The organism is Pseudomonas sp. CLCA07 (assembly GCF_053615335.1).
In genome coordinates this window covers 71641-95210 of the sequence record NZ_CM132131.1, presented here as the reverse complement: position 1 = coordinate 95210, position 23570 = coordinate 71641, and the positions used below count along the sequence as shown (strand labels likewise).

Here is a 23570-nt window from a genome sequence, read left to right as displayed (position 1 = left end):
GTCGCTCGGATACAGCTGCGTTTTTGTGCTTGCCGCAGTCCAAGAGCCTCTGCAATTCTGCGCGCACGGCCGCGCTCTCCCTACGGAGCCGGGGCAAGATACCAGTTTGCGGTTATGCGCAAAAGTGATGTTTGAGTATATGTAAAGAACCAAAGTGACTAACAAGAAACGTTATGACTAAACCCTCATTTGTGGTGCGGGCAATCGTCGTCTTTACTGTGGTCGAGTCTTTGTGCAATCACCGATAAAACCGACAAGAGGCGATGCAATGAGCAACCCTACCAAAGCTACAAAGCCTGACAGTACGGTCGATGCTTGGGCGATCTTGTTTCTGATCATCCTGGTCGTGGGCACGGCGGTATTCTGGGTCAGCCATCAATAACCGACCCCGTCCGGGTCCCGTTCCGACGATTGTCGGACAAAAACCGGAATAAACGCCGTTTTACGGAACCTCACTGGCTATAATACGCGGCGGAGTTTCTGGGGGCTCGGACGTTAATGTTGAAGTTTTTCTACACCTTCCTGTTGATGCTTTGCGCGGTTTACGGACCGGCTGCGCGTGCGGAATCGGTGCTGTTCCTGAGCCCCGGCTCCACCCAGGAAGCCTTCTGGCTCAGCTACTCGCAATTCATGCAGGCAGCTGCCAGAGATTTGGGCATCGACCTGCGGATTCTTTATTCTCAGCGCATGCCAGAACTCACGGTGGCGCAAGCCCGTCTGGCGCTGCAAGGGCCTGATCGCCCGGACTATCTGGTTTTCGTCAACGAACAGTACGTCGCCCCGCAAATCGTGCGTCTGGCCCAAGGCAGCGGTGTAAAGCTGTTCATGGTCAATGCCGCGTTGACGCCAAACCAGCAATCCCTGTTAGGTGAGCGCGCGGACCAACTGGACAGTTTGGTGCCTAACGACGAGGAGGGCGGTTACCTGATGCTCAAAGAGCTGATCCGCCAGCATCCACCGGCTTCGCGAGATCAGCCCATTGAGTTGCTGGCGTTCTCCGGTCTGAAAATCACGCCTACGGCGCAACTGCGCGAACAAGGGATGATGCGCGCCTTGGCCGAGCACCCTGAAGTGCGTTTGCGCCAATTGGTTTATAGCGGTTGGACCCGTGGCCGCGCCTATGAGCAGGCGAAAATGTTGTTCCGGCGCTATCCGAAAGTCTCGCTGATATGGTCAGCCAACGACGAAATGGCCTTCGGCGCGATGCAGGCATTTGCAGAGACCGGTGGGCAACCTGGCAAAGACGCGTTTTTCAGCGCAGTCAACGCTTCTCCCTCTGCGTTACAAGCGATAATCGACGGCCGCCTGAGTGTGCTGCTGGGCGGTCACTTCACGTTGGGGGGCTGGGCGCTGGTGCAATTGCATGACCAGGAGCGGGGCGTCGATCTCGATCAGTATGGCGGCCGCCAACGGCTGATCCCGCTGCTGCAACTGATCGACAAGGCGCAAGCCAAACAGCTGCTGGCTTTGGGGGCGTCGCCGGATTATGGCGTGAACTTCCGTCGACTTTCGGCCAAGGGGCGACCAACGTCTTATCGTTACCCGTTCAACCTGCAAACGTTGATGCGCTAAACCCCGGCAAGATGCACCACCAGTTGCACGATGCCGTACAGGATCAACGCGAACACTGCGGTGAATAAAATCCCCAGAATCACGAAATGACTCGGTTTGCCGTGAGTGAAGTCCCGGGCCCGATTCTTCCCGCTCTGCACCCCGAACGCGGCGGCCATGACGCTGTGCAGCATCTGCCAGAAGGTGGGCGGTTTGTTGTCGACTGGATCGTCCATAAATCCCTCGTCACGTGTGTGTGAGCCATAAGCATAGACCTACGGCTGACACAAACAACTGTGGGAGCGAACCATGTGGTGAGGGGGCTTGCCCCCGTTGGGTCGCGAAGCGGCCCCAGAATCATTACGACTGCTTCGCAGCCGAACGGGGGCAAGCCCCCTCACCACATGGTTCGCTCCCACAAGGGGATTACTGTTGGCCACAGTATTGTGGCCAGGTAGCTGACTTAGTTGTCGTAACCCAGGTTTGGCGCCAGCCAGCGCTCGGTCACGCTCAACTCCTGACCTTTACGCGACGTGTAGCTTTGCACCTGGTCCTTGTCGATCTTGCCCACGGCAAAGTACTGCGCTTGCGGGTGAGCGAAGTACCAGCCACTGACCGCCGCCGCCGGGAACATCGCGTAGTGTTCGGTCAGGAACACGCCGCTACGACCAGCCTTCAGCTCTTCAGCTTCCGGATCCAGCAGTTTGAACAGCGTGGACTTCTCGGTGTGATCCGGGCACGCCGGGTAGCCCGGGGCAGGGCGGATGCCGGTGTATTGCTCTTTGATCAACGCCTCGTTGTCGAGCGTCTCGTCCTTGGCGTAACCCCAGTAGTCTTTACGGACCTGCTGGTGCAGCCATTCGGCGCAAGCCTCGGCCAAGCGGTCGGCCAACGCCTTGACCATGATCGAGTTGTAATCGTCGCCAGCGTCCTGGTAAGCCTTGGCCACTTCTTCGGCACCAATGCCGGCGGTGGTGATGAAGCCGCCCACGTAGTCGGTGACTTCGCTGTCCTTCGGGGCGACGAAGTCGGCCAGGGAGAAGTTCGGCTTGCCATCGGTCTTGATAATCTGCTGGCGCAGGTGATGCAACTTGGCAATCGCCTTGCCATCATCGCCATAGACTTCAATGTCATCGTCACGCACCTGGTTGGCCGGCCAGAAGCCGAACACCGCACGGGCGCTGATGAGTTTTTCGTCGATCAGCTTGGCGAGCATTTCCTGGGCATCGGCGTACAGCGAGGTAGCGGCTTCACCGACCACTTCGTCTTCGAGAATGCGCGGGAATTTGCCGGCCAGGTCCCAGGAGATAAAGAACGGCGTCCAGTCGATGTATTCGGCCAGAACCTTGAGATCGATGTTGTCCAGCACTTTGGAGCCGGTAAACGTCGGTTTGACCGGTTCGTAGGTGCCCCAGTCGAACTGCGGCTTCTTGGCGATGGCCGCCGGGTAACTCAGGCGTTCGGTGCGTGCGCTGCGGTTGGCGGTGCGTTCGCGAACGTCGATGTATTCCAGGCGGGTTTTCTCGACGAACGCCGGTTTCAGTTCCTTGGACAGCAACTGCGTCGCCACGCCGACGGCGCGGGAGGCGTCGGTGACGTAGATCACCGCGTCGTTGCTGTACTTAGGCTCGATTTTTACTGCGGTGTGGGCCTTGGAGGTGGTCGCGCCACCGATCATCAACGGCAGGTAAAAGTCCTGACGCTGCATTTCGCGGGCGACGTGGACCATTTCATCCAGCGAAGGCGTGATCAGGCCGGACAGGCCGATGATGTCGCACTTCTGCTCTTTGGCCACTTGCAGGATTTTTTCTGCCGGGACCATCACACCGAGGTCGACGATGTCGTAACCATTACAACCGAGCACCACGCCGACAATGTTCTTGCCGATGTCGTGCACGTCGCCTTTTACCGTCGCCATCAGGATCTTGCCCTTGGCTTGCGGTTTGTCGCCTTTTTCCAGTTCGATGAACGGGATCAAGTGCGCCACAGCCTGCTTCATTACACGGGCGGATTTGACCACTTGCGGCAGGAACATTTTGCCAGCGCCGAACAGGTCGCCGACGATGTTCATGCCGGACATCAGCGGGCCTTCGATCACTTCAATCGGGCGGGCGAAGGACTGGCGCGATTCTTCGGTGTCTTCAACGATGTGCGTGGTGATGCCCTTGACCAGCGCATGCTCCAGGCGCTTGTTGACGGGCCAGCCGCGCCATTCTTCGGTCTCGGCTTCCTTGACGCTGCCGTCGCCCTTGTACTTGTCGGCGATGGCGAGGAGGGCGTCGGTGCCTTCCGGGGTGCGGTTGAGGATCACGTCTTCGACGGCGTCGCGCAGCTCTTGCGGGATCTGATCGTAGATCTCCAGCTGGCCGGCGTTGACGATGCCCATGGTCAGGCCGTTGCGGATCGCATACAGCAGGAACACTGAGTGAATCGCCTCGCGCACCGGGTTGTTGCCACGGAACGAGAACGACACGTTGGACACGCCGCCCGAGGTCAGCGCGTACGGCAGCTCGTCGCGGATGTAGGCGCAGGCGTTGATGAAGTCCACGGCGTAGTTGTTGTGTTCTTCAATGCCGGTGGCCACGGCGAAGATGTTCGGGTCGAAGATGATGTCTTCCGGCGGGAAGCCGACTTCGTTGACCAGAATGTCGTAGGAGCGTTTGCAGATTTCTTTCTTGCGCGCTTCGGTGTCGGCCTGGCCGGCCTCGTCGAACGCCATCACGACAACAGCGGCGCCGTAGCGCTTGCACAGTTTGGCGTGATGAATGAACTGCTCGACGCCTTCTTTCATGCTGATCGAGTTGACGATGCCCTTGCCCTGGATGCACTTGAGGCCGGCCTCGATCACTTCCCACTTCGAGGAGTCGATCATGATCGGCACGCGGGAGATGTCCGGCTCACCGGCAATCAGATTGAGGAAGGTCACCATGGCCTTCTTCGAATCGAGCATCCCTTCGTCCATGTTGATGTCGATCACCTGGGCACCGGCTTCGACCTGCTGCAGGGCGACTTCCAGGGCTTCGGTGTAATTGTCTTCACGGATCAAACGAGCGAACTTGGCGGAACCGGTGATGTTGGTCCGTTCGCCGACGTTGACGAACAACGAGTTGCGATCGATGGTGAACGGTTCCAGGCCCGAGAGGCGGCAGGCTTTGGGGATTTCCGGAATTTCACGCGGTGCGTAACCGGCCACGGCTTTGGCGATGGCTTCGATGTGGCCCGGCGTGGTGCCGCAGCAGCCACCGACAATGTTCAGGAAACCGCTTTGGGCGAACTCTTCGATGACCTTGGCGGTGTCCACCGGCAGCTCGTCGTACTCGCCGAACTCGTTCGGCAGACCGGCGTTAGGGTGCGCGGAAACATGGGTGCCGGCCTTGTTCGACAGCTCTTCCAGGTACGGGCGCAACTCGCTGGCACCCAGAGCGCAGTTCAAACCGACCGAGATCGGTTTTGCGTGGGCCACGGAGTTCCAGAACGCTTCGGTGGTCTGGCCGGAGAGGGTGCGGCCGGAGGCGTCGGTGATGGTGCCGGAAATCATGATCGGCAACTCGATGCCCAGCTCTTCGAACACACCTTGCACGGCGAAGATTGCCGCTTTGGCGTTCAGGGTGTCGAAGATGGTTTCGATCAGGATCAGGTCGGCGCCGCCTTCGATCAGGCCCTTGGTGGATTCGGTGTAGTTCTCCACCAATTCATCAAAGGTCACGTTGCGGTAGCCGGGATTGTTCACGTCTGGCGACAGCGAGCAGGTGCGGCTGGTCGGGCCCAGTACGCCAGCGACGAAGCGCGGCTTGTCCGGGGTTTCCAGGGTCTTGGCGTCGGCGACCTTGCGGGCCAGGCGTGCGCCTTCTACGTTTAACTCATACGCCAGGCCTTGCATGCCGTAGTCGGCCAGGGAAATCTGGGTGGCGTTGAAGGTGTTGGTTTCGAGAATGTCGGCGCCGGCATCCAGGTAGGCTTTCTCGATGCCACCAATCACATCCGGTCGCGTCAGCACCAACAGGTCATTGTTGCCTTTGACATCGCTTGGCCAGTCAGCAAAGCGTTTGCCACGGTAATCCTGTTCTTCGAGCTTGTAGCTCTGGATCATCGTGCCCATGCCGCCATCGAGAATCAGGATGCGCTCTTTGAGGGCGTGCTTGAGAGCTTGAAGGCGAACACTGCGATCGGACATTTGGACTACTCGGAAAGACCATGACGAAGGGGCGGGATCATAGCAAACCTGTGCGCTTTTAGAGCATGCCCCGGTTTTGCATGAATATCGTTCATGTTGGTACGGGCGTCCACCCGGTAGAATCGCGGCGATTTTTCATGATTGGGACCAGGGATATGCCGTATCGCGTCATCATCAGCATGTTTATGCTGCTTCTAAGCTGGGACGCCGCTGCGCAAGGTCCGGCCATTTCCACTGCCATTTCCTATAGTCGTGACATACAACCGATCTTTACCGAAAAGTGCGTTGCCTGCCATGCGTGCAACGACGCCGCCTGTCAGCTCAACCTCGGCAGTGGCGAAGGGGCAGCGCGTGGCGCGACGAAAGTCCCGGTCTATGACGGCGATCGCGTTACCGCCGCCGCACCGACCCGGCTGTTTTACGATGCCTTCGGCAAGCACGCCTGGCAGCAAAAGGGATTTTTTCCCGTGCTCGACGCCCAAGACAGTCAGGCGGCGTTGATGGCGCGGATGCTTGAACTGGGCCACAAAACCCCGCTGCAACCCAACGCTAAAATTCCGCAAGACATCGTGCTGGGGCTGAACCGGGAAAACATATGCGCCATGCCGGCGCAATTCGATGGTTACGCCCGTTCGCATCCCAAAGAGGGCATGCCGCTTGCCGTCACCGGCCTGACCGATCAGCAATACCAGACGCTGCAACGCTGGCTGGCGTCGGGTGCGCCGATTGATGAGCAGGGGCTGGTGCCGAGCGCGAAAGAAGCGTTGCAGGTTGTGCAGTGGGAAAACCTGCTCAACGCGCCTGGCTCCCGGCAGAGCCTGGTGGCGCGCTGGCTATTCGAGCACTGGTTTCTTGCGCATATTTACTTCAAGGACGGCGAGCCAGGGCACTTCTTCCAGTGGGTGCGTTCCCGTACGCCAACCGGTCAGCCGATTGACCTGATCACCACACGCCGCCCGAATGACGACCCCGGCACTCAGGTGTATTACCGCCTGTGGCCGGTACAGGGGGTGATTGTGCAGAAGACCCACATCACCTATCCGCTGAGTGCGGCGAAGATGGCTCGGGTCAATAGCCTGTTCTATAGCGGCAACTGGCAGGTCGATGCTTTGCCCGGTTACGGGCCGGAGCGGCGGGCCAATCCGTTTGCGACGTTTGAAGCGATCCCGGCGCAGGCGCGCTATCAGTTCATGCTCGACAACGCCGAATACTTCGTGCGCACCTTCATTCGCGGCCCGGTGTGTCGTGGCCAGATTGCCACCGATGTGATCCGAGATAACTTCTGGGCGCTGTTCCAGGCCCCTGAACACGACCTCTATGTTATCGACCCCAACTATCGCGGCCAGGCCACGCCGTTGCTGGCCATGCCTGGCCAAAACGATGACGTCGGCAGCGTTTTGAGCCTGTGGCATGACTACCGCGACAAACGTAACGAGTACGAAGCGCTACGCCGGGACAGCTACGCCGATGCATTGGCGCCCAGCTGGTCGACCTTGTGGGCGGGGAATGACAACGCGCTGTTGAGCATCTTCCGGCATTTCGACAGTGCTTCGGTAAACAAGGGGCTGATCGGTGATGTGCCGCAAACGATGTGGCTGTTCGACTTTCCGCTGCTGGAACGCACCTACTATCAACTGGCGGTGAACTTCGACGTGTTCGGCAATGTTTCCCATCAGGCTCAGACCCGTCTGTACTTCGACCTGATCCGTAACGGCGCCGAGCAGAACTTTCTACGCCTGATGCCGGCCGATTCGCGGGACGGCTACCTCGACGATTGGTACCAGAACAGCGGCAGGTTCAAGATGTGGCTGGACTACGAGGCCATCGATGATGACAAGCCGACAGCGCTGAAACTCGACGAGAAAGACCCCAAGCGCGACTTCGCCATGCAGTTGCTGGCCCGTTATGGCGACCTCAATGCCAAACCGGATCCGATCAACCGATGCGAAGGCGCGTATTGCTCGCGTCCGAATATCGACCCGGCCTTGCAGGGCGCCGAACAGGCCCTGAGTCGCCTGACTTCGCGCCCGGCCGCCGGATTGAAGGTCATCGACAAGTTGCCGGAAGCGACGATGTTGCGCATCGAAACCGCGAGCGGCAAACGCGCGGTCTACAGCCTGCTGCGCAATCGCGCCCACAGCAACGTGGCATTCCTGCTCGGTGAGTCGTTGCGCTATCAGCCGGGGCTCGACACGCTGACGATTTTTCCGGGCGTACTCAGCAGTTATCCGAACTTCATGTTCAACATTCCGGCCGACCAGGTGCCGGCCTTCGTCGATGCGATGGAAAGCGCCAAGGATACCGACAGCTTCGAGAAAATCGTCGAACGTTGGGGCATTCGCCGCAGTCATCCGCAGTTCTGGTTCTATTTCCACGACCTCAACCGGTACGTCCACGAGACGGACCCGGTGGAAGAGGGCGTGCTGGACATGAATCGCTACGAAAACCTTTGATTCACCGCGATCCCCTGTAGGAGCTGGCTTGCCAGCGAAGAGGCCGTCAAATTCAGCATATATGTTGATTGATCCGACGCCTTCGTCGGAACGCCGCTCGGGGCAAGCCCGCTCCTACAGGGGGAAATCACCGTTTCTTTCCCGACAAAAATACTAGGACTTTGTGCGGCGCGTTGATTGGCGTAAACTGCGCCCAAGCCTGCGAGGAGTTTCCATGACCGCTATAACCATTACCGACGCCGCCCACGATTATCTGGCTGACCTGCTCTCCAAGCAGAACACCCCGGGTATCGGCATCCGCGTCTTTATCACCCAGCCTGGCACCCAGTACGCCGAAACCTGCATTGCCTACTGCAAGCCGGGCGAAGAAAAACCTGAAGACACGGCGTTGGGGCTGAAAAGCTTCACGGCCTACATCGACTCGTTCAGCGAAGCGTTTCTGGACGATGCGGTGGTCGACTACGCCACCGACCGCATGGGCGGCCAGCTGACCATCAAGGCGCCAAACGCCAAAGTGCCGATGGTCAACGCCGACAGCCCGGTCAACGAGCGCATCAATTACTACCTGCAAACCGAGATCAACCCGGGGCTGGCGAGCCACGGCGGTCAGGTTAGCCTTATCGATGTGGTCGAAGACGGCATTGCCGTTCTGAAATTCGGTGGTGGTTGCCAAGGCTGCGGCCAGGCAGACGTGACCCTGAAGGAAGGCATCGAGCGCACCTTGCTTGAGCGAATTCCTGAATTGAAGGGTGTGCGCGATGTGACTGACCACACGCAGAAAGAAAACGCCTACTACTAAGTAAGGTGTTCGCTGCGGAATGAAAAAACGGCACCCGTGAGTGCCGTTTTTTATGGGTAACCAATTTCTTGTGGCGAGGGGGCTTGCCCCCGTTGGGCCGCGAAGCGGCCCCAGCATCTTCTCAGGAACACCCTGCTTGCAGGTTTTGCGACGGCTTCGCCGCCGAACGGGGGCAAGCCCCCTCGCCACAGGATATGCGTGAACTCAGGGTCTGTAGAGATGCGCATGTCCCGCGCGATACAGCGAAGACTCGCTAAAGTGGTCACTCCCCAACACCCGTCCCACCAGAATCAATGCCGTACGTCGAAACCCCTTGGCTTCAACCTTCCCGGCAATGTCCTCAAGCGTCCCCACCACCCAATCCTGATCCGGCCACGTCGCCCGGTGAATCACCGCAATGGGACAGTCCGCGCCGTAATGCGGCAGCAGTTCTACAAGGATTTTCTCCAGGTGATTCACGCCCAAATGAATGGCCATGGTCGCCCCGTGTTGCGCCAGACTGCCCAGTTCTTCCCCGGCCGGCATGGCAGTCTTGTCGGCGTACCGAGTCAGGATCACGCTCTGCGAAATGTCCGGAAGGGTCAGTTCCGCCCCTAAAAGCGCCGCACACGCCGCCGTCGCCGTGACACCCGGAACGATTTCAAAAGGAATATCAAGCTCGCGCAGGTAGCGAATCTGCTCGCCAATCGCGCCATACAGGCTCGGATCGCCGGAATGCACCCGCGCCACGTCCTGGCCGTTGGCGTGGGCAGTTTTGATCAGTTCGATGATCTGTTCCAAGTGTAATTCGGCGCTGTTGATCACCTGTTCGGCGCGATGGCCTTCCAGCACAGCCGCAGGCACCAGGGAGCCGGCGTAGATGATCACCGGGCAGCTGCGAATCAGCCGTTGGCCTTTGACCGTGATCAGTTCCGGGTCGCCGGGCCCTGCGCCAATGAAGTAGACGGTCATCGTCGATTCCTGTGAAAAAAGAGGCTGGGCAAGGCTTCAGATGAAGATTGCTCATGATCGAATGCGCGATTATCGGGGATTTTAAGCAGCGCAGGCCAATGCCAGGGTCGCCTGAGCGTATTTTTGTCGGGATATCAGCAGCTTCGCCGGCGCCTGGGCCAACTGTTCGGCCAGTGCCAGGGCAGCACTTTCCGCTACGCCATAACAGCCGGTGCGCTCGAAGGCGATGTCTGAATGGTGGGTGAGTTTGGGGTGATAACCGGCCAATTGTTCACTGCTGAAAAACGTCAACGGCAGCGCAAGTTGTGCGGCCAGCTCGATCAGGCCCAATTCGTCGCGCTTCAGGTCAATGCTGGCCAGGGCCTTTATCTCGTGAAGTCCGATTTGATGAGCCTGTAATGCCTGATCAAGCAATGCCCGCAGCGTGCTGGCGGGGCAGCCGCGCTGGCAGCCCAGGCCGACCACTAGCGTCGGCACAGTGCTGGCCTCTGTCATGCGTGGTATTGGCCATCGCTTTTGCGGCGGAACAACCAGGCACTGACCAGGCCCAAGGCCAGCCAGAACGCCACGTTGGTCAGCTGCGAAGCGATTTTGAACTGCGCTTCCAGCGCTTCCGGCGCGAGCATCGAATGCACTTCCGGCTGAGGTGCGCCGATGATATGCGGAGTGGCCAGAATCGCCACGCCCAGCACTTTCATCAGCCAGTGCCGGCTGAACACGATCAATGCGATCCCGACAGCGGTGGAGGCGGCGGTGCCGATCCACCACATTTGCCGTTGAGCCAGATCTGCTGCCGCAGTGCCCGGCAGTTCCGGTGGCAGGCCAAGGGTCGGCGCCAGTACGAAGGTCGCATAACCGGCCAGACCCCAGAGCAGGCCCTGAGACGTTTTGGTCGGTGCGCGCAAGGTGTACAGGCCGGCAAGCATCAGGGCAAAACCGACGGCCACCACCAGGTTGCCGCCGGTAGTCGACAGCACGCGCTGCCAGCCATCTTCCGGCTCCCAGGCCTCGGCGTCGTGGGTATGGCCGGCCATGGCGCCATCGGCGTGTTCATGGGGTTGAACCAGCGCCGGCTCGGTTTTTTCGTAGGATTCCGCCTGAAGAATCAACGGTGCGACCCAGAAGCTTTGCAGCAGCGTCAGCAACAGGGCGGCCAGCAACCCAGTGAAACCTGCGGTTTGCGCAATACGCTTAATCATTTGGGCAGGTCTCAATGGCACGGGAAAGCTGAGCTGTGACGGGTATCGTGCGCGGCGTTGTGCACCGCTTCGATGTGCGAGAAACCGGCGAAATACACAAGGCATGCGCCGAGGATCGACGCACATACGGCGGCGGTCAGGCGTTGAGTCAGGGTTGTGGTGGTGCTGGCGGTGCTCTTGTCCGTGTTGCTGCCGGTACTGCTGATAATCGACATGGCGCATCCCTCTGGTCTGTCAGCGGGTGAATAGAGCGCATGGAAAACCCCTGCGAGTCGGGCACGCAGACGTTCAAACAGCGCCCGCCCACCGCGGGTTTGTTGTTCAGTGACCATAGGGGTCACTTTGTGTTGCGGGCCGGTCTCCGGGCTCACGAGGGGCGCAGGCTTTCGCCTTGACCTGCAAGCATCACCTTCCCATGCCGAACTGCTGGCACAGTGGATTTGATGCTTCGCTCGCTTACCGTTGCGGGGGCAGCACCGGACTGACATGGCTTTGAGTAAAGCACATGATTCACCGGTTTCCCGTTTCACCCTGTGAAGGGCACCCGTAACAAAGTGCGTAGGAAAGCATGGGCGGGGGATACGCGTCAATTGGCAAGGGTTCGCAACTCTGTGGCGAGGGGGCTTGCCCCCGTTCGGCGGCGCAGCCGTCGCAAAACCAGTGAGCAGGTTTTGCCTGGAGAAAACAGGGGGTCGCTTCGCAACCCAACGGGGGCAAGCCCCCTCGCCACAGTGATCGCAAACAACTGATGAACATTGACCCACCCCTGCGCGATGCGTAGCCTTGCGCTTTCGAGGTTCTTCGGCGTTTAGCCGAAGCTAAGAAGGGAACGCGGTCAATGCCGCGGCTGCCCCCGCAACTGTGAACGGTTCAGTTTCTGCCATGCCACTGCATGCGCCAGCCATGGCGCGAGCGGGAAGGCGCAGCAACCGCCAGTCAAACGACTGGCCAGCCGTCAGCCAGGAGACCTGCCTCGACACAGATTCTCACTTTCAACCGGGCGGGGTGATCCGGTGGCGAACTCTTCAGGCATGCGCGTGCGCGTTGCCGGTTGTCGTCCCGTTTGCCCGCCACCTTGCCAAAGGGCATCCGATGAAAACACTGGCCAAACTCCCCGTCACTATCGTTACCGGCTTCCTCGGTTCGGGCAAAACCACCTTGCTGCGGCACATGCTCGACAACGCTCAGGGCCGTCGCATTGCGGTGATCGTCAACGAGTTTGGCGAGTTGGGCATCGACGGCGAAATCCTCAAGCAGTGCTCCATCGGCTGCACCGAAGAAGAAGCCAACGGCCGCGTTTATGAATTGGCCAACGGCTGCCTGTGCTGCACCGTTCAGGAAGAATTCTTCCCGGTGATGCGCGAACTGGTGGCCCGTCGCGGTGACCTCGACCATATCCTCATCGAAACCTCGGGCCTGGCCCTGCCCAAGCCGCTGGTTCAAGCCTTCCAATGGCCGGAAATCCGCAGCGCTTGCACCGTCGACGCAGTCATCACCGTGGTCGACAGCCCGGCCGTCGCCGCCGGTACCTTTGCCGCATTCCCGGATCAGGTCGACGCCCAGCGCAAACTCGATCCGAACCTGGACCACGAATCGCCGCTGCACGAACTGTTCGCCGACCAACTGGCCAGCGCCGACCTGGTGATTCTCAACAAGGCCGACTTGATCAGCCCTGAAGACCTGGCCCGCGTGCGCCTCGAAGTTGCCGAAGAACTGCCGCCAGCGGTAAAAATCATCGAAGCCAGCAGCGGCCGTCTGCCACTGGATGTTTTGATCGGCCTCGGTGCCGGCTCCGAAGAACACATCGACAGCCGTCACAGCCATCACGATCATCACCACGACGGTGATGACCATGACGACCACGATCACGATGCTTTCGACTCGATCTCCCTCGAACTGCCGCAAGCCGACGAAAGCCTGCTGCTGGATGCGCTGACCCAACTGGTGGTCCAGCATGGCATCCTGCGCGTCAAAGGCTTCGCCGCGATCCCGAACAAGCCGATGCGCTTGCTGATTCAGGGCGTGGGCACGCGATTCGACAAGCATTTCGACCGTCAGTGGGGCGCCGATGAAGCGCGCACCACTCGCCTGGTGTTGATCGGCCAGGATCTGGACGCCGCTCAACTCGAAGCGCAATTGCGCGCCGCGCTCAGCGTTTAAGCCATGCACCTGCTCAGGACCCAGCCCGGCGGTTTCGTGTCGGATGACAACATTGCCGACCTTGGACAAACCCCCGCCGAGCTGGTGATTCTGTGCAGTGGCGATTCCAGCCTGGCGCTGCTCGCGGAAGCCGCGCAGCAACTGCCCGACGACTATCCCAGCGTGCGCCTCGCCAACCCGATGCAAGTGCAGAATCACGCCTCGGTCGATCTGTATGTCGATGAAGTGTTGCGTCACGCCAAGGTGATTCTGATCTCACTGCACGGCGGCATCGCCTATTGGCGGTATGGCGTCGAGCGGTTGGTGCAATTGTCCGAACGGGGCGTGCAGCTGATTCTGGTGCCGGGCGATGATCGTCCGGACCCGGAACTCAGCGACCTCAGCACCGTGGAGGCCTGCGATCGTGACCGGCTCTGGCAGTTTTTGCGTCAGGGCGGCATGGGCAATGCTCTGGATTTTTTCCGTTGTCTGGCCACTCGCTGGTTGGGCCGCGATTACGCCTGGGCCGAGCCGCAAGTTCTGCCGCGCACGGCGATTTATCACCCGCACAAAAGCCCCGCATCACTGAGCGATTGGCAAGCCGACTGGCAGGCCGATCAACCGGTGGCAGCGGTGCTGTTTTACCGCTCGCATTTGCAGGCGGCCAATACCGGTTTTATCGATGTTTTCTGCCAGCGTTTGCAGGCGGCGGGGTTGAACCCTTTGCCGATTGCCGTGGCCAGTTTGAAAGAGCCCGGCTGCCTGACGGTGGTCGAGGATTGGCTGGATGAAGTCGAGGCAGGGGTGATTTTGAACACCACCGGTTTCGCCCAATCCAGCCCCGAAGCGCCGCACCTGCGCCCGTTTCGCCGCGACATCCCGGTGATTCAAGCTATCTGCGCCCAGGACAACGAGCCCGGTTGGCGCGCCAGCGAGCAGGGTCTCGGCCCGCGTGATCTGGCGATGCACATCGCGCTGCCGGAACTGGACGGCCGCATCATCAGCCGTCCGATCAGTTTCAAGGACCTGGCGTGGCGTAGCGAGCGCAGTCAGTCCGATGTGGTGTGTTATCGACCTCAGCCGGAACGCATGGATTTTGTCGCCGAACTGGCGCGGCGCTGGATCGATCTGGCGCGGGTACCGAACAGCGAAAAACGCATCGCCCTGATCCTTGCCAACTACCCGACCCGTGATGGACGCATCGGCAATGGCGTCGGTCTCGACACCCCGGCCGCCGCATTGAATATCCTGCGTGCGCTGCATAAAGAAGGTTATCCGTTGGCGGCCGAATTGCCGGACAGCGGCACCGCACTGATCCAGCAATTGCTCGGCGGTGTCAGCAACGACCTCGAAACCTTAGACCAGCGTCCGTGTCATCAAAGCCTCGTACTGGACGCTTACAAGCGCATGTTCGACGCCTTGCCCGAGGCGAACCGCCAAGCGGTGCTGGAACGCTGGGGCACGCCCGAAAACGATCCGATGTACCGTGGCGGGCGCATGATGATCGCCGGCCTGCGCTTCGGTCTGACCTTCGTCGGCATTCAGCCGGCGCGTGGTTATCAGGTGGACCCGAGCGCGGTGTATCACGACCCGGACCTGGTCCCGCCTCACGGCTATCTGGCGTTTTATTTCTGGCTGCGCAACACCTACGGTGCCCACGGCGTGATTCACGTCGGCAAGCACGGCAACCTCGAATGGCTGCCGGGCAAAGGCGTCGGGCTGTCGGAAAACTGCTGGCCGGATGCACTGCTCGGGCCGCTGCCGAACATTTATCCGTTTATCGTCAACGATCCGGGCGAGGGCGCACAGGCCAAGCGCCGCACCCAGGCAGTGATTATCGACCACCTGATGCCGCCGCTGACGCGTGCTGAAACCTATGGGCCACTGCGCAACCTTGAGCTGCTGGCCGATGAGTATTACGAAGCGCAACTGCTCGATCCGCGTCGCGCCCGCGAGTTACAGCGCGACATTCTGCAACTGGTGCGCGAAACCCACATCGACCGCGAACTGCAACTGGATGAAAAACTCGACAGCGATGCCGATGCGGCGATCTGGTTGCCGCGTCTGGACACGTACTTGTGCGATTTGAAGGAATCGCAGATTCGCGATGGCCTGCACATATTCGGCGAATCACCGACCGGGCGGTTGCGCATCGACACCTTGCTGGCCTTGCTGCGGATACCGCGCGGTGATGGCCGTGGTGCGCAATCCAGTTTGCTGCGGGCGTTGGCCAAGGCCTTCGAGCTTGGATTCGATCCGCTGGATTGCGCGCTGGCCGAGCCTTGGAGCGGGCCGCGTCCAATTGAACTGCAACAGATGAACGATGAACTCTGGCGTACAGCCGGTGATACCCGTGAACGCCTGGAACTGTTCGCCGCTCAACTGATCTCGCAAACTTTGAGTACCAAGCCCGAACCCTGTAGGAGCGAGCCCTTGTGGCGAGGGGGCTTGCCCTCGTTGGGTCGCGAAGCGGCCCCAAAAAATGGGACTGCTGTGCAGTCCAACGGGGGCAAGCCCCCTCACCACAAGGGCTCGCTCCCACAGGAGGCAAGTTGGTCCGAAGTGCACGCCATCATCGACAGCCTGCGTGAAGTCGTCGCCCCACGCCTTGACGCCTGCGGCCCGGCCGAAATGCGCGGCTTGCTCGACGCCTTGAACGGTCGCTTCGTCCCCGCCGGTCCGAGTGGCGCACCAAGTCGCGGTCGTCTGGACGTGCTGCCGACCGGTCGCAACTTCTACTCGGTAGACGTGCGCAACCTGCCAACCACCACCGCATGGCGCATCGGCTTCCAGTCGGCGAACCTGATTCTCGAACGGCATCTGCAAGACCACGGCGATCACCTGCGCCAGCTCGGCCTGTCCGTCTGGGGCACCGCGACCATGCGCACCGGCGGCGACGACATCGCCCAAGCCATGGCGCTGATGGGCGTTCGTCCGGTGTGGGCCACGGGCAGTCAGCGGGTCGACGATTTTGAAATTCTGCCGCTGAGCTTGCTCGATCGTCCGCGCGTGGACGTGACCTTGCGCGTCTCCGGGTTCTTCCGTGATGCCTTTGCCAACCTGATTCGTCTGTTCGATGCGGCGGTGCAAGCGGTGGCCGCGCTGGATGAGCCCGATGACCTCAACCCGCTGGCCGCCAAAGTGCGTGCCGAGCGTGAAGCGTTGATGCAATCGGGCCTGGATGCAGACGCCGCGAACCGTCAGGCCGGCTGGCGGATTTTCGGCGCCAAACCCGGTGCCTATGGCGCCGGTGTGCAGGGCGCTATCGACGGTCGGCTGTGGCAAAGCCGTGAAGACCTGGCCGAGGTTTACCTGAACTGGGGCGGCTACGCTTATGGCGGTTCCGACGAAGGCACCACCGCCCGCGATCAATTTGCCCAGCGCCTGAGCCAGGTGCAAGCGGTGCTGCAAAACCAGGACAACCGCGAGCACGATTTGCTCGATTCCAACGACTATTACCAATTCCAGGGCGGTATGCTCGCCGCCGTGGAAAGCCTCAGTGGTGAAGCTGCGGCCAGTTACCACGGTGATCACAGTCAACCGGATTTGCCGAAGATTCGCACTTTGAAAGAAGAACTGAACCGAGTGATCCGCTCCCGGGCGGCGAATCCGAAGTGGATCGACGGGGTGAAACGTCACGGCTACAAAGGCGCGTTTGAACTGGCGGCGACGGTCGACAACCTGTTTGCGTTCGACGCCACCACGCAATTGATTGACGATCACCAGTACGCGTTGCTGGCCGACGCCTATTTGCTGGACCCGGCGACTCGGGATTTTGTTCGCGAGCACAATCCGCACGCCTTGCGAGACATGACCGAACGGATGCTGGAAGCGCAGCAGCGGGGGATGTGGAAGGAACCGGGCGAGTACCGCAAGGCCCTGGAAAACTTGCTGCTGGATATAGAAGAAGACAGCTAATGCACTTACCCCTGTGGGAGCGAGCCTGCTCGCGAATGCGGTAGATCATTCGACATCGATGTTGGCTGACACATCGCCTTCGCGAGCAGGCTCGCTCCCACAGGTTCAAGGTTTGCCTGCCACCGACCATGACCGAGATTTAACAATGACCGACACCCCGCATTTCCCCTTATCCGCCGTGGTCGGCGCCGACGACTTGAAACTCGCCCTGTACCTGACCGCCATCGACCCGAAAATCGGCGGCGTGCTGATCGAAGGTCCGCGCGGCATGGCCAAATCCACTTTGGCCCGGGGGCTCGCGGACCTGTTGGCCAGCGGTCAATTCGTCACCTTGCCATTGGGCGCCACCGAAGAGCGTCTGGTCGGCACCCTCGACCTCGACGCCGCCCTGAGTGAGGGGCGTGCACAGTTTTCCCCCGGTGTATTGGCGAAGGCAGACGGCGGCGTGCTCTACGTCGATGAAGTCAATCTGCTGCCCGATCACCTCGTGGACCTGTTACTCGACGTCGCCGCCAGCGGCACCAACCTGATCGAGCGTGACGGCATTTCCCATCGGCATTCGGCGAAGTTTGTGCTGATCGGCACCATGAACCCGGAAGAGGGCGAACTGCGTCCGCAACTGCTCGACCGCTTTGGCCTGAACGTCGCGCTCAGTGGGCACACCGCACCCACTGAACGCGGCCAGATCATCCGTCGACGACTGGATTTCGACAGCGATCCGCAACGCTTCTGCGCGCAGTGGGAACATCAACAGCAGTCGCTGCGCGAACGGTGCGAGAGGGCCCGTAGCGTTCTGGCCAGCATCCCTCTCGACGATGAGGCACTGGCACACATTACCGAGCGCTGCTTTGCCGCCGGCGTCGATGGCTTGCGCGCTGACCTGGTCTGGTTACGCGCTGCGCGCGCCCATGCCGCATGGCGCGGTGCAAACATGATCACCGAGGTCGATATCGACGCCGTCGCCGAGTTCGCCTTGCGCCATCGTCGTCGTGAGCAATCACCGCCGGCACCGCAACACCGTCAGCCGCCGTCTGCGCAAAACTCCAACCCGAGCGAAGGCCAGGGCCAATGGGGTGAAATGCCCGCCCAGGCGCTGCCGGTCGGCGCACGCCGCGAAGTGCCGAGCTGGCCAAAAAAGCCCTAGGCATTCGCCCTCGATCTGATGCGGGGGCGAATGCCAGACCCCGCGCAGGACGGCTGGACAATGGCAAGCAAGGCAAACGCCACGCCGCGCGCAGCGGCTCGATCAACTGGCCCGGCACCTTGCTCAACGGCCGGCCTCGTCAGCGCAGCGATGTGCTGTTCCACCTGCGCACGCGCTCTGCCCACGAACTGTGGCTGGTGATCGTCGATGCGTCCGCCTCGACCCGACGTCACCAGGCGTTGAGCGACGCCAAAGGCCTGCTGGCGCAAGTGTTCGACGATGCCTACCGCCAGCGCGCGCGGTTGGCGTTGTTGACAGCCAGCGGTCTTGCGCCCAAGTGGCAAGTGCAAGGCTTGAAAGCGTCGTCGGGTATGCGCGACTGGCTCGATGGTCTGGGGGCGGGCGGCGGTACGCCGTTATTGGCGGCGCTGAGTGAGGCGGGGCGCTGGCTGGCGATGCGGCAAAAGCGTTTTCCGGCGGAACAGCAGCGGGTGTTGCTGGTGACGGACGGGCGGTTGAAAGAGTGGTCAAGTTTGCCGGTGCTGGACTGTCCGGGGCTGCTGATTGATATCGAGCGTGGGCCGATTCGGTTGGGGCGAGCGAAGCAGATGGCGGCGGAGTTACAAGCGGATTATTGGCACATTGATGAGCTGATTCTGGGCTGAGATTCTGGTTGGCTGTTCCGGCCCTTTCGCTGGCAAGCCAGCTCCTACAGTGGTTTTCAGCGTTCACCAGACCTGTAGGAGCTGGCTTGCCAGCGAATGGGACCAACTCGGTCTCAGATTATTTGCCCATCGCCTGACGGTACTGCCGTGTACGCCGACCAATGTATAGCCGGTCAAGAATCAGCGCCCACACCGCCGAGACCTGCGGCCGTGGTTTGCGCCCGCGGCTCAATCTATGAAGCTGAAACTTCACCACCGCCATGCTCGCCAGCGCGGCCAGCGGTTTGCGTTTCCACAGAATCGGCGGCAACTGCGGATGGCTGTTGCGGCCTTCGCGCCAGTGTTTGACCAACTGCGGCTCAACCGCCAGTGCTGTGCCGATACCGGCCATGGCGATACCGCTGTCGAGCACCTGTTCGACGACGGCCAGGCGCCGAATGCCGCCCGTCACCATCACCGGCATGCGCGCCACGCTGGCCAGTTCACCGGCCATTTCCAGGAAGTAAGCTTCACGGGCCAATGTTCGACCATCGCGGGCTTCACCTTGCATGGCCGGGGCTTCGTAGCTGCCACCGGAGAGTTCCAACAGGTCGATGTGTTGCTCGTTGAGCCACACAATCACCTGGCGGGCATCATTGGCGTCAAAACCGCCGCGCTGGAAGTCGGCGGAGTTGAGTTTCACCGCCACGCAAAACTGCGGTGAGACGGCTTGGCGAACGGCGCTGACCACGTCCAGCAGCAAACGCGCGCGATTCTCCAGCGATCCACCCCAACGGTCGGTGCGGCGATTGGTCAATGGCGAGAGGAACTGGCTGATCAAGTAACCGTGCGCCGCATGAATCTGCACGCCGGTGAAGCCAGCTTGTTCGGCGAGGGCCGCGCTGGTGGCGAAGCGCGCGATGACCTCGGCGATATCGTCTTCGGACATCGGTTTGGGCTCGGCAAACATCTTCGAAAACGCCCCCATGTCCAGCGCGACGGCGGATGGCGCCAAGGCTTGTTGGCCGAGGTTGGCCATGGTCTGGCGGCCGGGATGATTGAGCTGCATCCAGAACTGCGCGCCACCGGATCGGCCGATGGTTGCCCACTGACGAAAGCGTTGCAGATCGCGTTCGTCTTCCAGCACCACGCCACCGGGACCGGTCATCGCGCGGCGGTCGATCATGACATTGCCGGTCAGCAACAGACCGGCTTCGCCCTCGGCCCAGGCCTGATACAGCCGAAACAACGCGTCGGACGGTGCTTGCCCTGTGTCGGCGAGGTTTTCTTCCATCGCGGCTTTGGCGATACGATTACCTACGGTCTGGCCGTTGGGCAGATTCAACGCTTGGAAGGGCGACATGCTTGACTCCTCATCAGTGAAGAGCAGAGGCTAAGCTTAAAGTTAACTTTAATGTCAAGCAGGCAAATGAGGCCGTGATGAAAATTGGTGAATTGGCGCAGTTAAGCGGGCTGAACGCTTCGCGCATTCGTTTTTATGAGGCTCAGGGCTTGATTCGTCAGGTAGAGCGCTCGGCCAACGGCTACCGGCGGTATCCCGCGCAAGTGCTGCAAACGCTGATGATCATTCAGTGCGCCCAACAGGCCGGGTTCAGCCTTGAAGAGCTAAAGCAGTTGTTACCGGACACGGTGACGGGCGAGTTCAAGCGCGATGAACTGGTGGCGGGGCTTGTGCGCAAGGTCGAGCAGATCGAAGAAATGCAACTTCACCTGGCCCAGAGCAAGGCGAAGTTGCTAGTGGTGATCGAAGGCATCCAGGCGCGGCCCGAAGGGATAGCCTGTGAGGCGAATGCCGAGCGGGTGATGGCGTCGCTCAAACATCAGTTTTGATCGATGCACGAATCACCGTAAGCTAGGTAGCGCAAGACATGGGTAGTGCCCATCGTGTCGACGTAGGTCATCTCCCGTGGGCCGATTCCGCAATAGTCGCCGTTGGTGATGTTGACGACCTTGGCAATGTTCAGCGGTTTCGAATAGCTGTAATCCTCGACGTTCGAGGGGCTGGAGTTGTCGACAGCGGCGGCAGCGGTGCCGCTCAGGCCAATCAGAAACAGCGCGGACAGAAGGCTTTTCATGATGGGGCTCTCGTAGTGACTACTGAATGATTTCAGTGGCAGTACGACGAGTCCCGTTCGGGTTTATTCCAGGCTGAGGGTAATGTTTTTTGAAACGGGATGCGGTACATCGAGCAGGTCAACAGCCGTTGTACGCTGTTCATGAAACGTGAACCGATCCTTCCCTGCATGCTTTGACTCATACAACGCCTTATCGGCCTTGATCAGCGCCTGATTCAACGTATCGCCGTCCGCCACATGCGCCAGGCCGATGCTGATGGTCACCGGATGCCCGGTCGGGTGTTCGCGCACCACCCGGCACAGTTCACCTGCCAGGTACTCGACGTCTTCGCGACGTACCCCGGCCAGGTAAATCGCAAACTCCTCACCACCCAGTCGTGCGTATTCAAAATCGACCATCACCGTTTTGATGTCCTATGCAATGCGCTTGAGCACTTCATCGCCGATGTCGTGACCGTAGACGTCGTTGACCTTCTTGAAGTTGTCGATGTCGATCAACAACGGGTATGAAGGCGACGGTTCAACAGGTCGCGGGCTCTGGGGGCGGTGCGTAGGGTTCTGAGCGTTTGTCGTAACCAATGAACAGTGTGGGTGGGTTGTCGGTGCGGGAGTTTGGTTTTTGTCTTGCCAATGTGGGCGGCGAAGTCGGCTTCCAGGGTTTGCCGGGTGCCGATGCCCTTGAGCTTTTTCAGCAGTTTACAGTCCTTGTAAAACAGCACGGTCGGTGTGCCGGTCACATTTGGATGGCGGGGAGACTCGCCGGTGTTGAGCACGTAAATACTCGCCCGGTCCCGATACTGTTCGGCAACTTGACGGAAAATCGGTTCGGCGATTTCGCAGGCAGGGCAATGGGTATTGCCGAAATACAGGATCACCGGGCGCCAGGTGTTCAAGGCCTTACTGTAGGCCGGGGCTAGTGTTGGACGGGGGCGGGTCGAGCTCATTGAAATCTCCTTTTCACAACGACCATCGAGGTTTTCCGACGTTAAAGGAGGGGGGCAGGGTAGGTCTACTGTCAGAAATTACAGGTGGCTTTTTCCTGAGCTTTGAACGATGCGGCTTACCGCATCGCACGTTCAGTTTTCAATCTGCCCCAACATTCCCCCAAAACCTGTGGCACACTTTCTGCCGCCGGTTTCCGTTATTACCTACACGCGTCCGCTATAGCGGAATATGCATCAATCAGGAGAAACACTCATGAGCATTATCCGTTACGGCACCGGCAGCACCGCCGGTGGTGGCCAACCCCGTCCTTTCGCTCGCGCCGTTGAAGCCGATGGCTGGCTGCATGTGTCCGGGCAGGTGCCGGCGCTGAATGGCGAAATCATTGTCGGTGGCATCGTCGAGCAGACTCACCAGACTATGAAAAACCTGATCGCGATTCTCGAAGAGGCCGGTTATGGGCTGGAAGACGTGGTGCGCACCGGCGTATGGCTGGAAGACCCACGGGATTTCTGGAGTTTCAATAAGGTGTTTTCCGAGTACTTCAGCCCGGAACATGCACCGGCGCGCGCGTGTGTGCAGGCGAACATGATGGTTGATTGCAAGGTCGAGATTGACTGCATCGCGTACAAGAAAAAGGCCTGAACCGAGTCGCGCCCATCGCGGGCAAGCCACGCTCCTACAAGAGCGCTGCAAAATCTGTAGGAGCATGGCTTGCCAGCGATGGCGGCCTAACCCGGCCACTTTGAGTGGGAACCTGAAGACATGACCGAAGACACCATCAAGCGTCGGGCGCGCGGTCTGGACCGGGCGTTCGATATCCTTGATTTTCTCAAGGAAGTCGGCAAACCGCTGCGCCCGAATGAAATTGCCAGCGGCATCGGCAGTCCCAAATCCACGGTCTACGAACTGGTCGCGTCTCTGCTGGAACGACGCATTCTCGAACCCGCGGGCAAGGATGGTCACGTCTATCTGGGCCGTCAGTTGTACTTCCTCGGTCAGGCGCATTTGCGTCATTTCGACCTGACCCGCGAGGCCGATCACGCCTTGCAGCAGATCGTCAGCCAGACTCATGAAACCGCGCAAATGTGCCTGCTCAACGGGCGCAAATACACTGTGGCGCTGATGAAGGAGGGCGAGCGGCATTTCCGCATTTCCTCGGACATCGGCGAAAACGCGCCGATTCCCTGGACCGCGTCCGGACGCTTGTTGCTGGCGCACTTGAGTGACGAGGAAATCATCGACCTGATCGACCACGACGATTTCATCCTGCCCAACGGCGAACGCCTGCCGCTGGAGCAGTTCCTGGGTGAAATCCGTCAGGCCGCTATCGATGGGTTTTTCTCGTTCGATAGCGTCGCCGACACCTTTACCCATTGCTTCGCCGCCCCGGTCAAAGACCCCAGCGGCGTGGCCATTGCGACCCTGTGCATCGTTGCCCCACGGGCCGATGCAAAGACTCATTACAGCGACTATCGTCGGGTGCTGATTGACAGCGCCAACAACCTGGCGCGGCGTATCAACGAATAACAGCGGCTGTCTGCGGCCGCGAACGTGAGG

19 protein-coding genes, 1 pseudogene and 2 riboswitches are annotated in these 23570 nt (G+C 60.2%); of the genes and pseudogenes, 10 read left to right on the top strand and 10 right to left on the bottom strand.

Annotated elements, in window-relative coordinates; genetic code table 11:
* The first annotated feature begins 498 nt into the window (after positions 1–498).
* Complete coding sequence (locus tag ACWGZX_RS00495) at positions 499–1572, top strand: ABC transporter substrate-binding protein (RefSeq protein ID WP_223513148.1); 1074 nt, start codon at positions 499–501, stop codon at positions 1570–1572.
* Here ACWGZX_RS00495 and ACWGZX_RS00490 read toward each other — a convergent pair.
* Together ACWGZX_RS00490 and metH are read right to left on the bottom strand one after the other, a co-directional pair.
* Complete coding sequence (locus ACWGZX_RS00490) at positions 1569–1787, bottom strand: DUF2970 domain-containing protein (RefSeq protein ID WP_452626846.1); 219 nt, start codon at positions 1785–1787, stop codon at positions 1569–1571. The genes ACWGZX_RS00495 and ACWGZX_RS00490 overlap by 4 nt on opposite strands.
* A 227-nt stretch (positions 1788–2014) precedes the next feature.
* On the bottom strand, positions 2015–5725 hold the full coding sequence (gene metH, locus ACWGZX_RS00485; protein ID WP_452626845.1) for a methionine synthase: 3711 nt from the start codon (positions 5723–5725) through the stop codon (positions 2015–2017).
* Positions 5726–5880: 155 nt separating this feature from the next.
* On the opposite strand from metH, the gene ACWGZX_RS00480 reads away from it, so the two are divergent.
* Positions 5881–8178 (top strand): fatty acid cis/trans isomerase, encoded by a 2298-nt coding sequence (locus ACWGZX_RS00480; protein ID WP_452628936.1) that lies wholly within the window; start codon positions 5881–5883, stop codon positions 8176–8178.
* Between the two features lie 214 nt (positions 8179–8392).
* Complete coding sequence (gene nfuA / locus ACWGZX_RS00475) at positions 8393–8977, top strand: Fe-S biogenesis protein NfuA (protein WP_007946504.1); 585 nt, start codon at positions 8393–8395, stop codon at positions 8975–8977.
* Between the two features lie 204 nt (positions 8978–9181).
* On the opposite strand, the gene cobM is transcribed toward nfuA, so the two are convergent.
* The 4 genes from cobM to ACWGZX_RS00455 all read right to left on the bottom strand — a co-directional run bounded on the left by cobM (position 9182) and on the right by ACWGZX_RS00455 (position 11342).
* On the bottom strand, positions 9182–9928 hold the full coding sequence (cobM, locus tag ACWGZX_RS00470) for a precorrin-4 C(11)-methyltransferase (RefSeq protein WP_452626844.1): 747 nt from the start codon (positions 9926–9928) through the stop codon (positions 9182–9184).
* An 81-nt stretch (positions 9929–10009) separates the two neighbouring features.
* Positions 10010–10423, bottom strand: a complete 414-nt coding sequence (locus ACWGZX_RS00465; protein ID WP_452626843.1) for a cobalamin biosynthesis protein — start codon at positions 10421–10423, stop codon at positions 10010–10012.
* Entirely contained in the window at positions 10420–11127 is a 708-nt protein-coding gene (locus tag ACWGZX_RS00460; protein WP_452626842.1) for a CbtA family protein, read from the bottom strand. The genes ACWGZX_RS00465 and ACWGZX_RS00460 overlap by 4 nt, the downstream gene beginning before the upstream one ends.
* An 11-nt stretch (positions 11128–11138) precedes the next feature.
* On the bottom strand, positions 11139–11342 hold the full coding sequence (locus ACWGZX_RS00455; protein ID WP_017339165.1) for a CbtB domain-containing protein: 204 nt from the start codon (positions 11340–11342) through the stop codon (positions 11139–11141).
* Between the two features lie 120 nt (positions 11343–11462).
* A riboswitch (cobalamin riboswitch) is annotated at positions 11463–11690 on the bottom strand.
* Positions 11691–11904: 214 nt separating this feature from the next.
* Positions 11905–12117, top strand: a riboswitch (cobalamin riboswitch).
* A 102-nt stretch (positions 12118–12219) separates the two neighbouring features.
* Between ACWGZX_RS00455 and cobW the strand changes: the two genes are divergently transcribed.
* The 4 genes from cobW to ACWGZX_RS00435 all read left to right on the top strand — a co-directional run bounded on the left by cobW (position 12220) and on the right by ACWGZX_RS00435 (position 18993).
* Positions 12220–13287, top strand: coding sequence for a cobalamin biosynthesis protein CobW (gene cobW, locus ACWGZX_RS00450; RefSeq protein WP_452626841.1), 1068 nt, complete (start codon positions 12220–12222; stop codon positions 13285–13287).
* Between the two features lie 3 nt (positions 13288–13290).
* Entirely contained in the window at positions 13291–17184 is a 3894-nt protein-coding gene (cobN, locus tag ACWGZX_RS00445; RefSeq protein ID WP_452626840.1) for a cobaltochelatase subunit CobN, read from the top strand.
* Between the two features lie 145 nt (positions 17185–17329).
* The gene (locus ACWGZX_RS00440) at positions 17330–18328 is read left to right on the top strand and encodes an ATP-binding protein (RefSeq protein ID WP_452626839.1); all 999 of its coding nucleotides are present in this window, start codon (positions 17330–17332) and stop codon (positions 18326–18328) included.
* Positions 18329–18381: 53 nt separating this feature from the next.
* The gene (locus tag ACWGZX_RS00435; protein WP_452629097.1) at positions 18382–18993 is read left to right on the top strand and encodes a vWA domain-containing protein; all 612 of its coding nucleotides are present in this window, start codon (positions 18382–18384) and stop codon (positions 18991–18993) included.
* Between the two features lie 118 nt (positions 18994–19111).
* Here the strand turns inward: ACWGZX_RS00435 and ACWGZX_RS00430 are convergent, their stop codons facing one another.
* On the bottom strand, positions 19112–20335 hold the full coding sequence (locus ACWGZX_RS00430) for an NADH:flavin oxidoreductase/NADH oxidase family protein (RefSeq protein ID WP_452626838.1): 1224 nt from the start codon (positions 20333–20335) through the stop codon (positions 19112–19114).
* 77 nt (positions 20336–20412) lie between these two features.
* Here ACWGZX_RS00430 and ACWGZX_RS00425 point away from each other — a divergent pair, with 77 nt between their 5' ends.
* Positions 20413–20823 carry a MerR family transcriptional regulator gene (locus ACWGZX_RS00425; protein WP_223513170.1) on the top strand — a complete coding sequence of 137 codons (411 nt, stop codon included), beginning with the start codon at positions 20413–20415 and terminating at the stop codon, positions 20821–20823.
* Here the strand turns inward: ACWGZX_RS00425 and ACWGZX_RS00420 are convergent.
* The 3 genes and pseudogenes from ACWGZX_RS00420 to ACWGZX_RS00410 all read right to left on the bottom strand — a co-directional run bounded on the left by ACWGZX_RS00420 (position 20814) and on the right by ACWGZX_RS00410 (position 22012).
* The gene (locus ACWGZX_RS00420; protein WP_452626837.1) at positions 20814–21068 is read right to left on the bottom strand and encodes a DUF2790 domain-containing protein; all 255 of its coding nucleotides are present in this window, start codon (positions 21066–21068) and stop codon (positions 20814–20816) included. The genes ACWGZX_RS00425 and ACWGZX_RS00420 overlap by 10 nt on opposite strands.
* 63 nt (positions 21069–21131) lie before the next feature.
* A pseudogene (locus ACWGZX_RS00415) lies at positions 21132–21575 on the bottom strand (GGDEF domain-containing protein); the annotation flags it as partial.
* Complete coding sequence (locus ACWGZX_RS00410) at positions 21563–22012, bottom strand: thioredoxin family protein (RefSeq protein WP_452626836.1); 450 nt, start codon at positions 22010–22012, stop codon at positions 21563–21565. The gene ACWGZX_RS00410 and the pseudogene ACWGZX_RS00415, both read right to left, overlap by 13 nt.
* Positions 22013–22265: 253 nt before the next feature.
* On the opposite strand from ACWGZX_RS00410, the gene ACWGZX_RS00405 reads away from it, so the two are divergent.
* Positions 22266–22655, top strand: a complete 390-nt coding sequence (locus ACWGZX_RS00405; RefSeq protein WP_223513178.1) for a RidA family protein — start codon at positions 22266–22268, stop codon at positions 22653–22655.
* A gap of 120 nt (positions 22656–22775) precedes the next feature.
* On the top strand, positions 22776–23540 hold the full coding sequence (locus ACWGZX_RS00400; RefSeq protein WP_452626835.1) for an IclR family transcriptional regulator: 765 nt from the start codon (positions 22776–22778) through the stop codon (positions 23538–23540).
* Positions 23541–23570 lie beyond the last annotated feature (30 nt).

Excerpts from the sequence above, each read along its gene's own strand:
- ACWGZX_RS00420 (WP_452626837.1), bottom strand. The coding sequence starts at position 21,068 with ATGAAAAGCCTTCTGTCCGCGCTGTTTCTGATTGGCCTGAGCGGCACC.
- ACWGZX_RS00400 (WP_452626835.1), top strand. The coding sequence starts at position 22,776 with ATGACCGAAGACACCATCAAGCGTCGGGCGCGCGGTCTGGACCGGGCG.
- ACWGZX_RS00410 (WP_452626836.1), bottom strand. The coding sequence starts at position 22,012 with ATGAGCTCGACCCGCCCCCGTCCAACACTAGCCCCGGCCTACAGTAAG.
- ACWGZX_RS00425 (WP_223513170.1), top strand. The coding sequence starts at position 20,413 with ATGAAAATTGGTGAATTGGCGCAGTTAAGCGGGCTGAACGCTTCGCGC.
- ACWGZX_RS00490 (WP_452626846.1), bottom strand. The coding sequence starts at position 1,787 with ATGGACGATCCAGTCGACAACAAACCGCCCACCTTCTGGCAGATGCTG.
- ACWGZX_RS00430 (WP_452626838.1), bottom strand. The coding sequence starts at position 20,335 with ATGTCGCCCTTCCAAGCGTTGAATCTGCCCAACGGCCAGACCGTAGGT.
- ACWGZX_RS00480 (WP_452628936.1), top strand. The coding sequence starts at position 5,881 with ATGCCGTATCGCGTCATCATCAGCATGTTTATGCTGCTTCTAAGCTGG.
- cobN (WP_452626840.1), top strand. The coding sequence starts at position 13,291 with ATGCACCTGCTCAGGACCCAGCCCGGCGGTTTCGTGTCGGATGACAAC.
- ACWGZX_RS00405 (WP_223513178.1), top strand. The coding sequence starts at position 22,266 with ATGAGCATTATCCGTTACGGCACCGGCAGCACCGCCGGTGGTGGCCAA.
- cobW (WP_452626841.1), top strand. The coding sequence starts at position 12,220 with ATGAAAACACTGGCCAAACTCCCCGTCACTATCGTTACCGGCTTCCTC.
- ACWGZX_RS00460 (WP_452626842.1), bottom strand. The coding sequence starts at position 11,127 with ATGATTAAGCGTATTGCGCAAACCGCAGGTTTCACTGGGTTGCTGGCC.
- ACWGZX_RS00465 (WP_452626843.1), bottom strand. The coding sequence starts at position 10,423 with ATGACAGAGGCCAGCACTGTGCCGACGCTAGTGGTCGGCCTGGGCTGC.
- ACWGZX_RS00495 (WP_223513148.1), top strand. The coding sequence starts at position 499 with ATGTTGAAGTTTTTCTACACCTTCCTGTTGATGCTTTGCGCGGTTTAC.
- ACWGZX_RS00440 (WP_452626839.1), top strand. The coding sequence starts at position 17,330 with ATGACCGACACCCCGCATTTCCCCTTATCCGCCGTGGTCGGCGCCGAC.
- nfuA (WP_007946504.1), top strand. The coding sequence starts at position 8,393 with ATGACCGCTATAACCATTACCGACGCCGCCCACGATTATCTGGCTGAC.
- metH (WP_452626845.1), bottom strand. The coding sequence starts at position 5,725 with ATGTCCGATCGCAGTGTTCGCCTTCAAGCTCTCAAGCACGCCCTCAAA.
- ACWGZX_RS00455 (WP_017339165.1), bottom strand. The coding sequence starts at position 11,342 with ATGTCGATTATCAGCAGTACCGGCAGCAACACGGACAAGAGCACCGCC.
- cobM (WP_452626844.1), bottom strand. The coding sequence starts at position 9,928 with ATGACCGTCTACTTCATTGGCGCAGGGCCCGGCGACCCGGAACTGATC.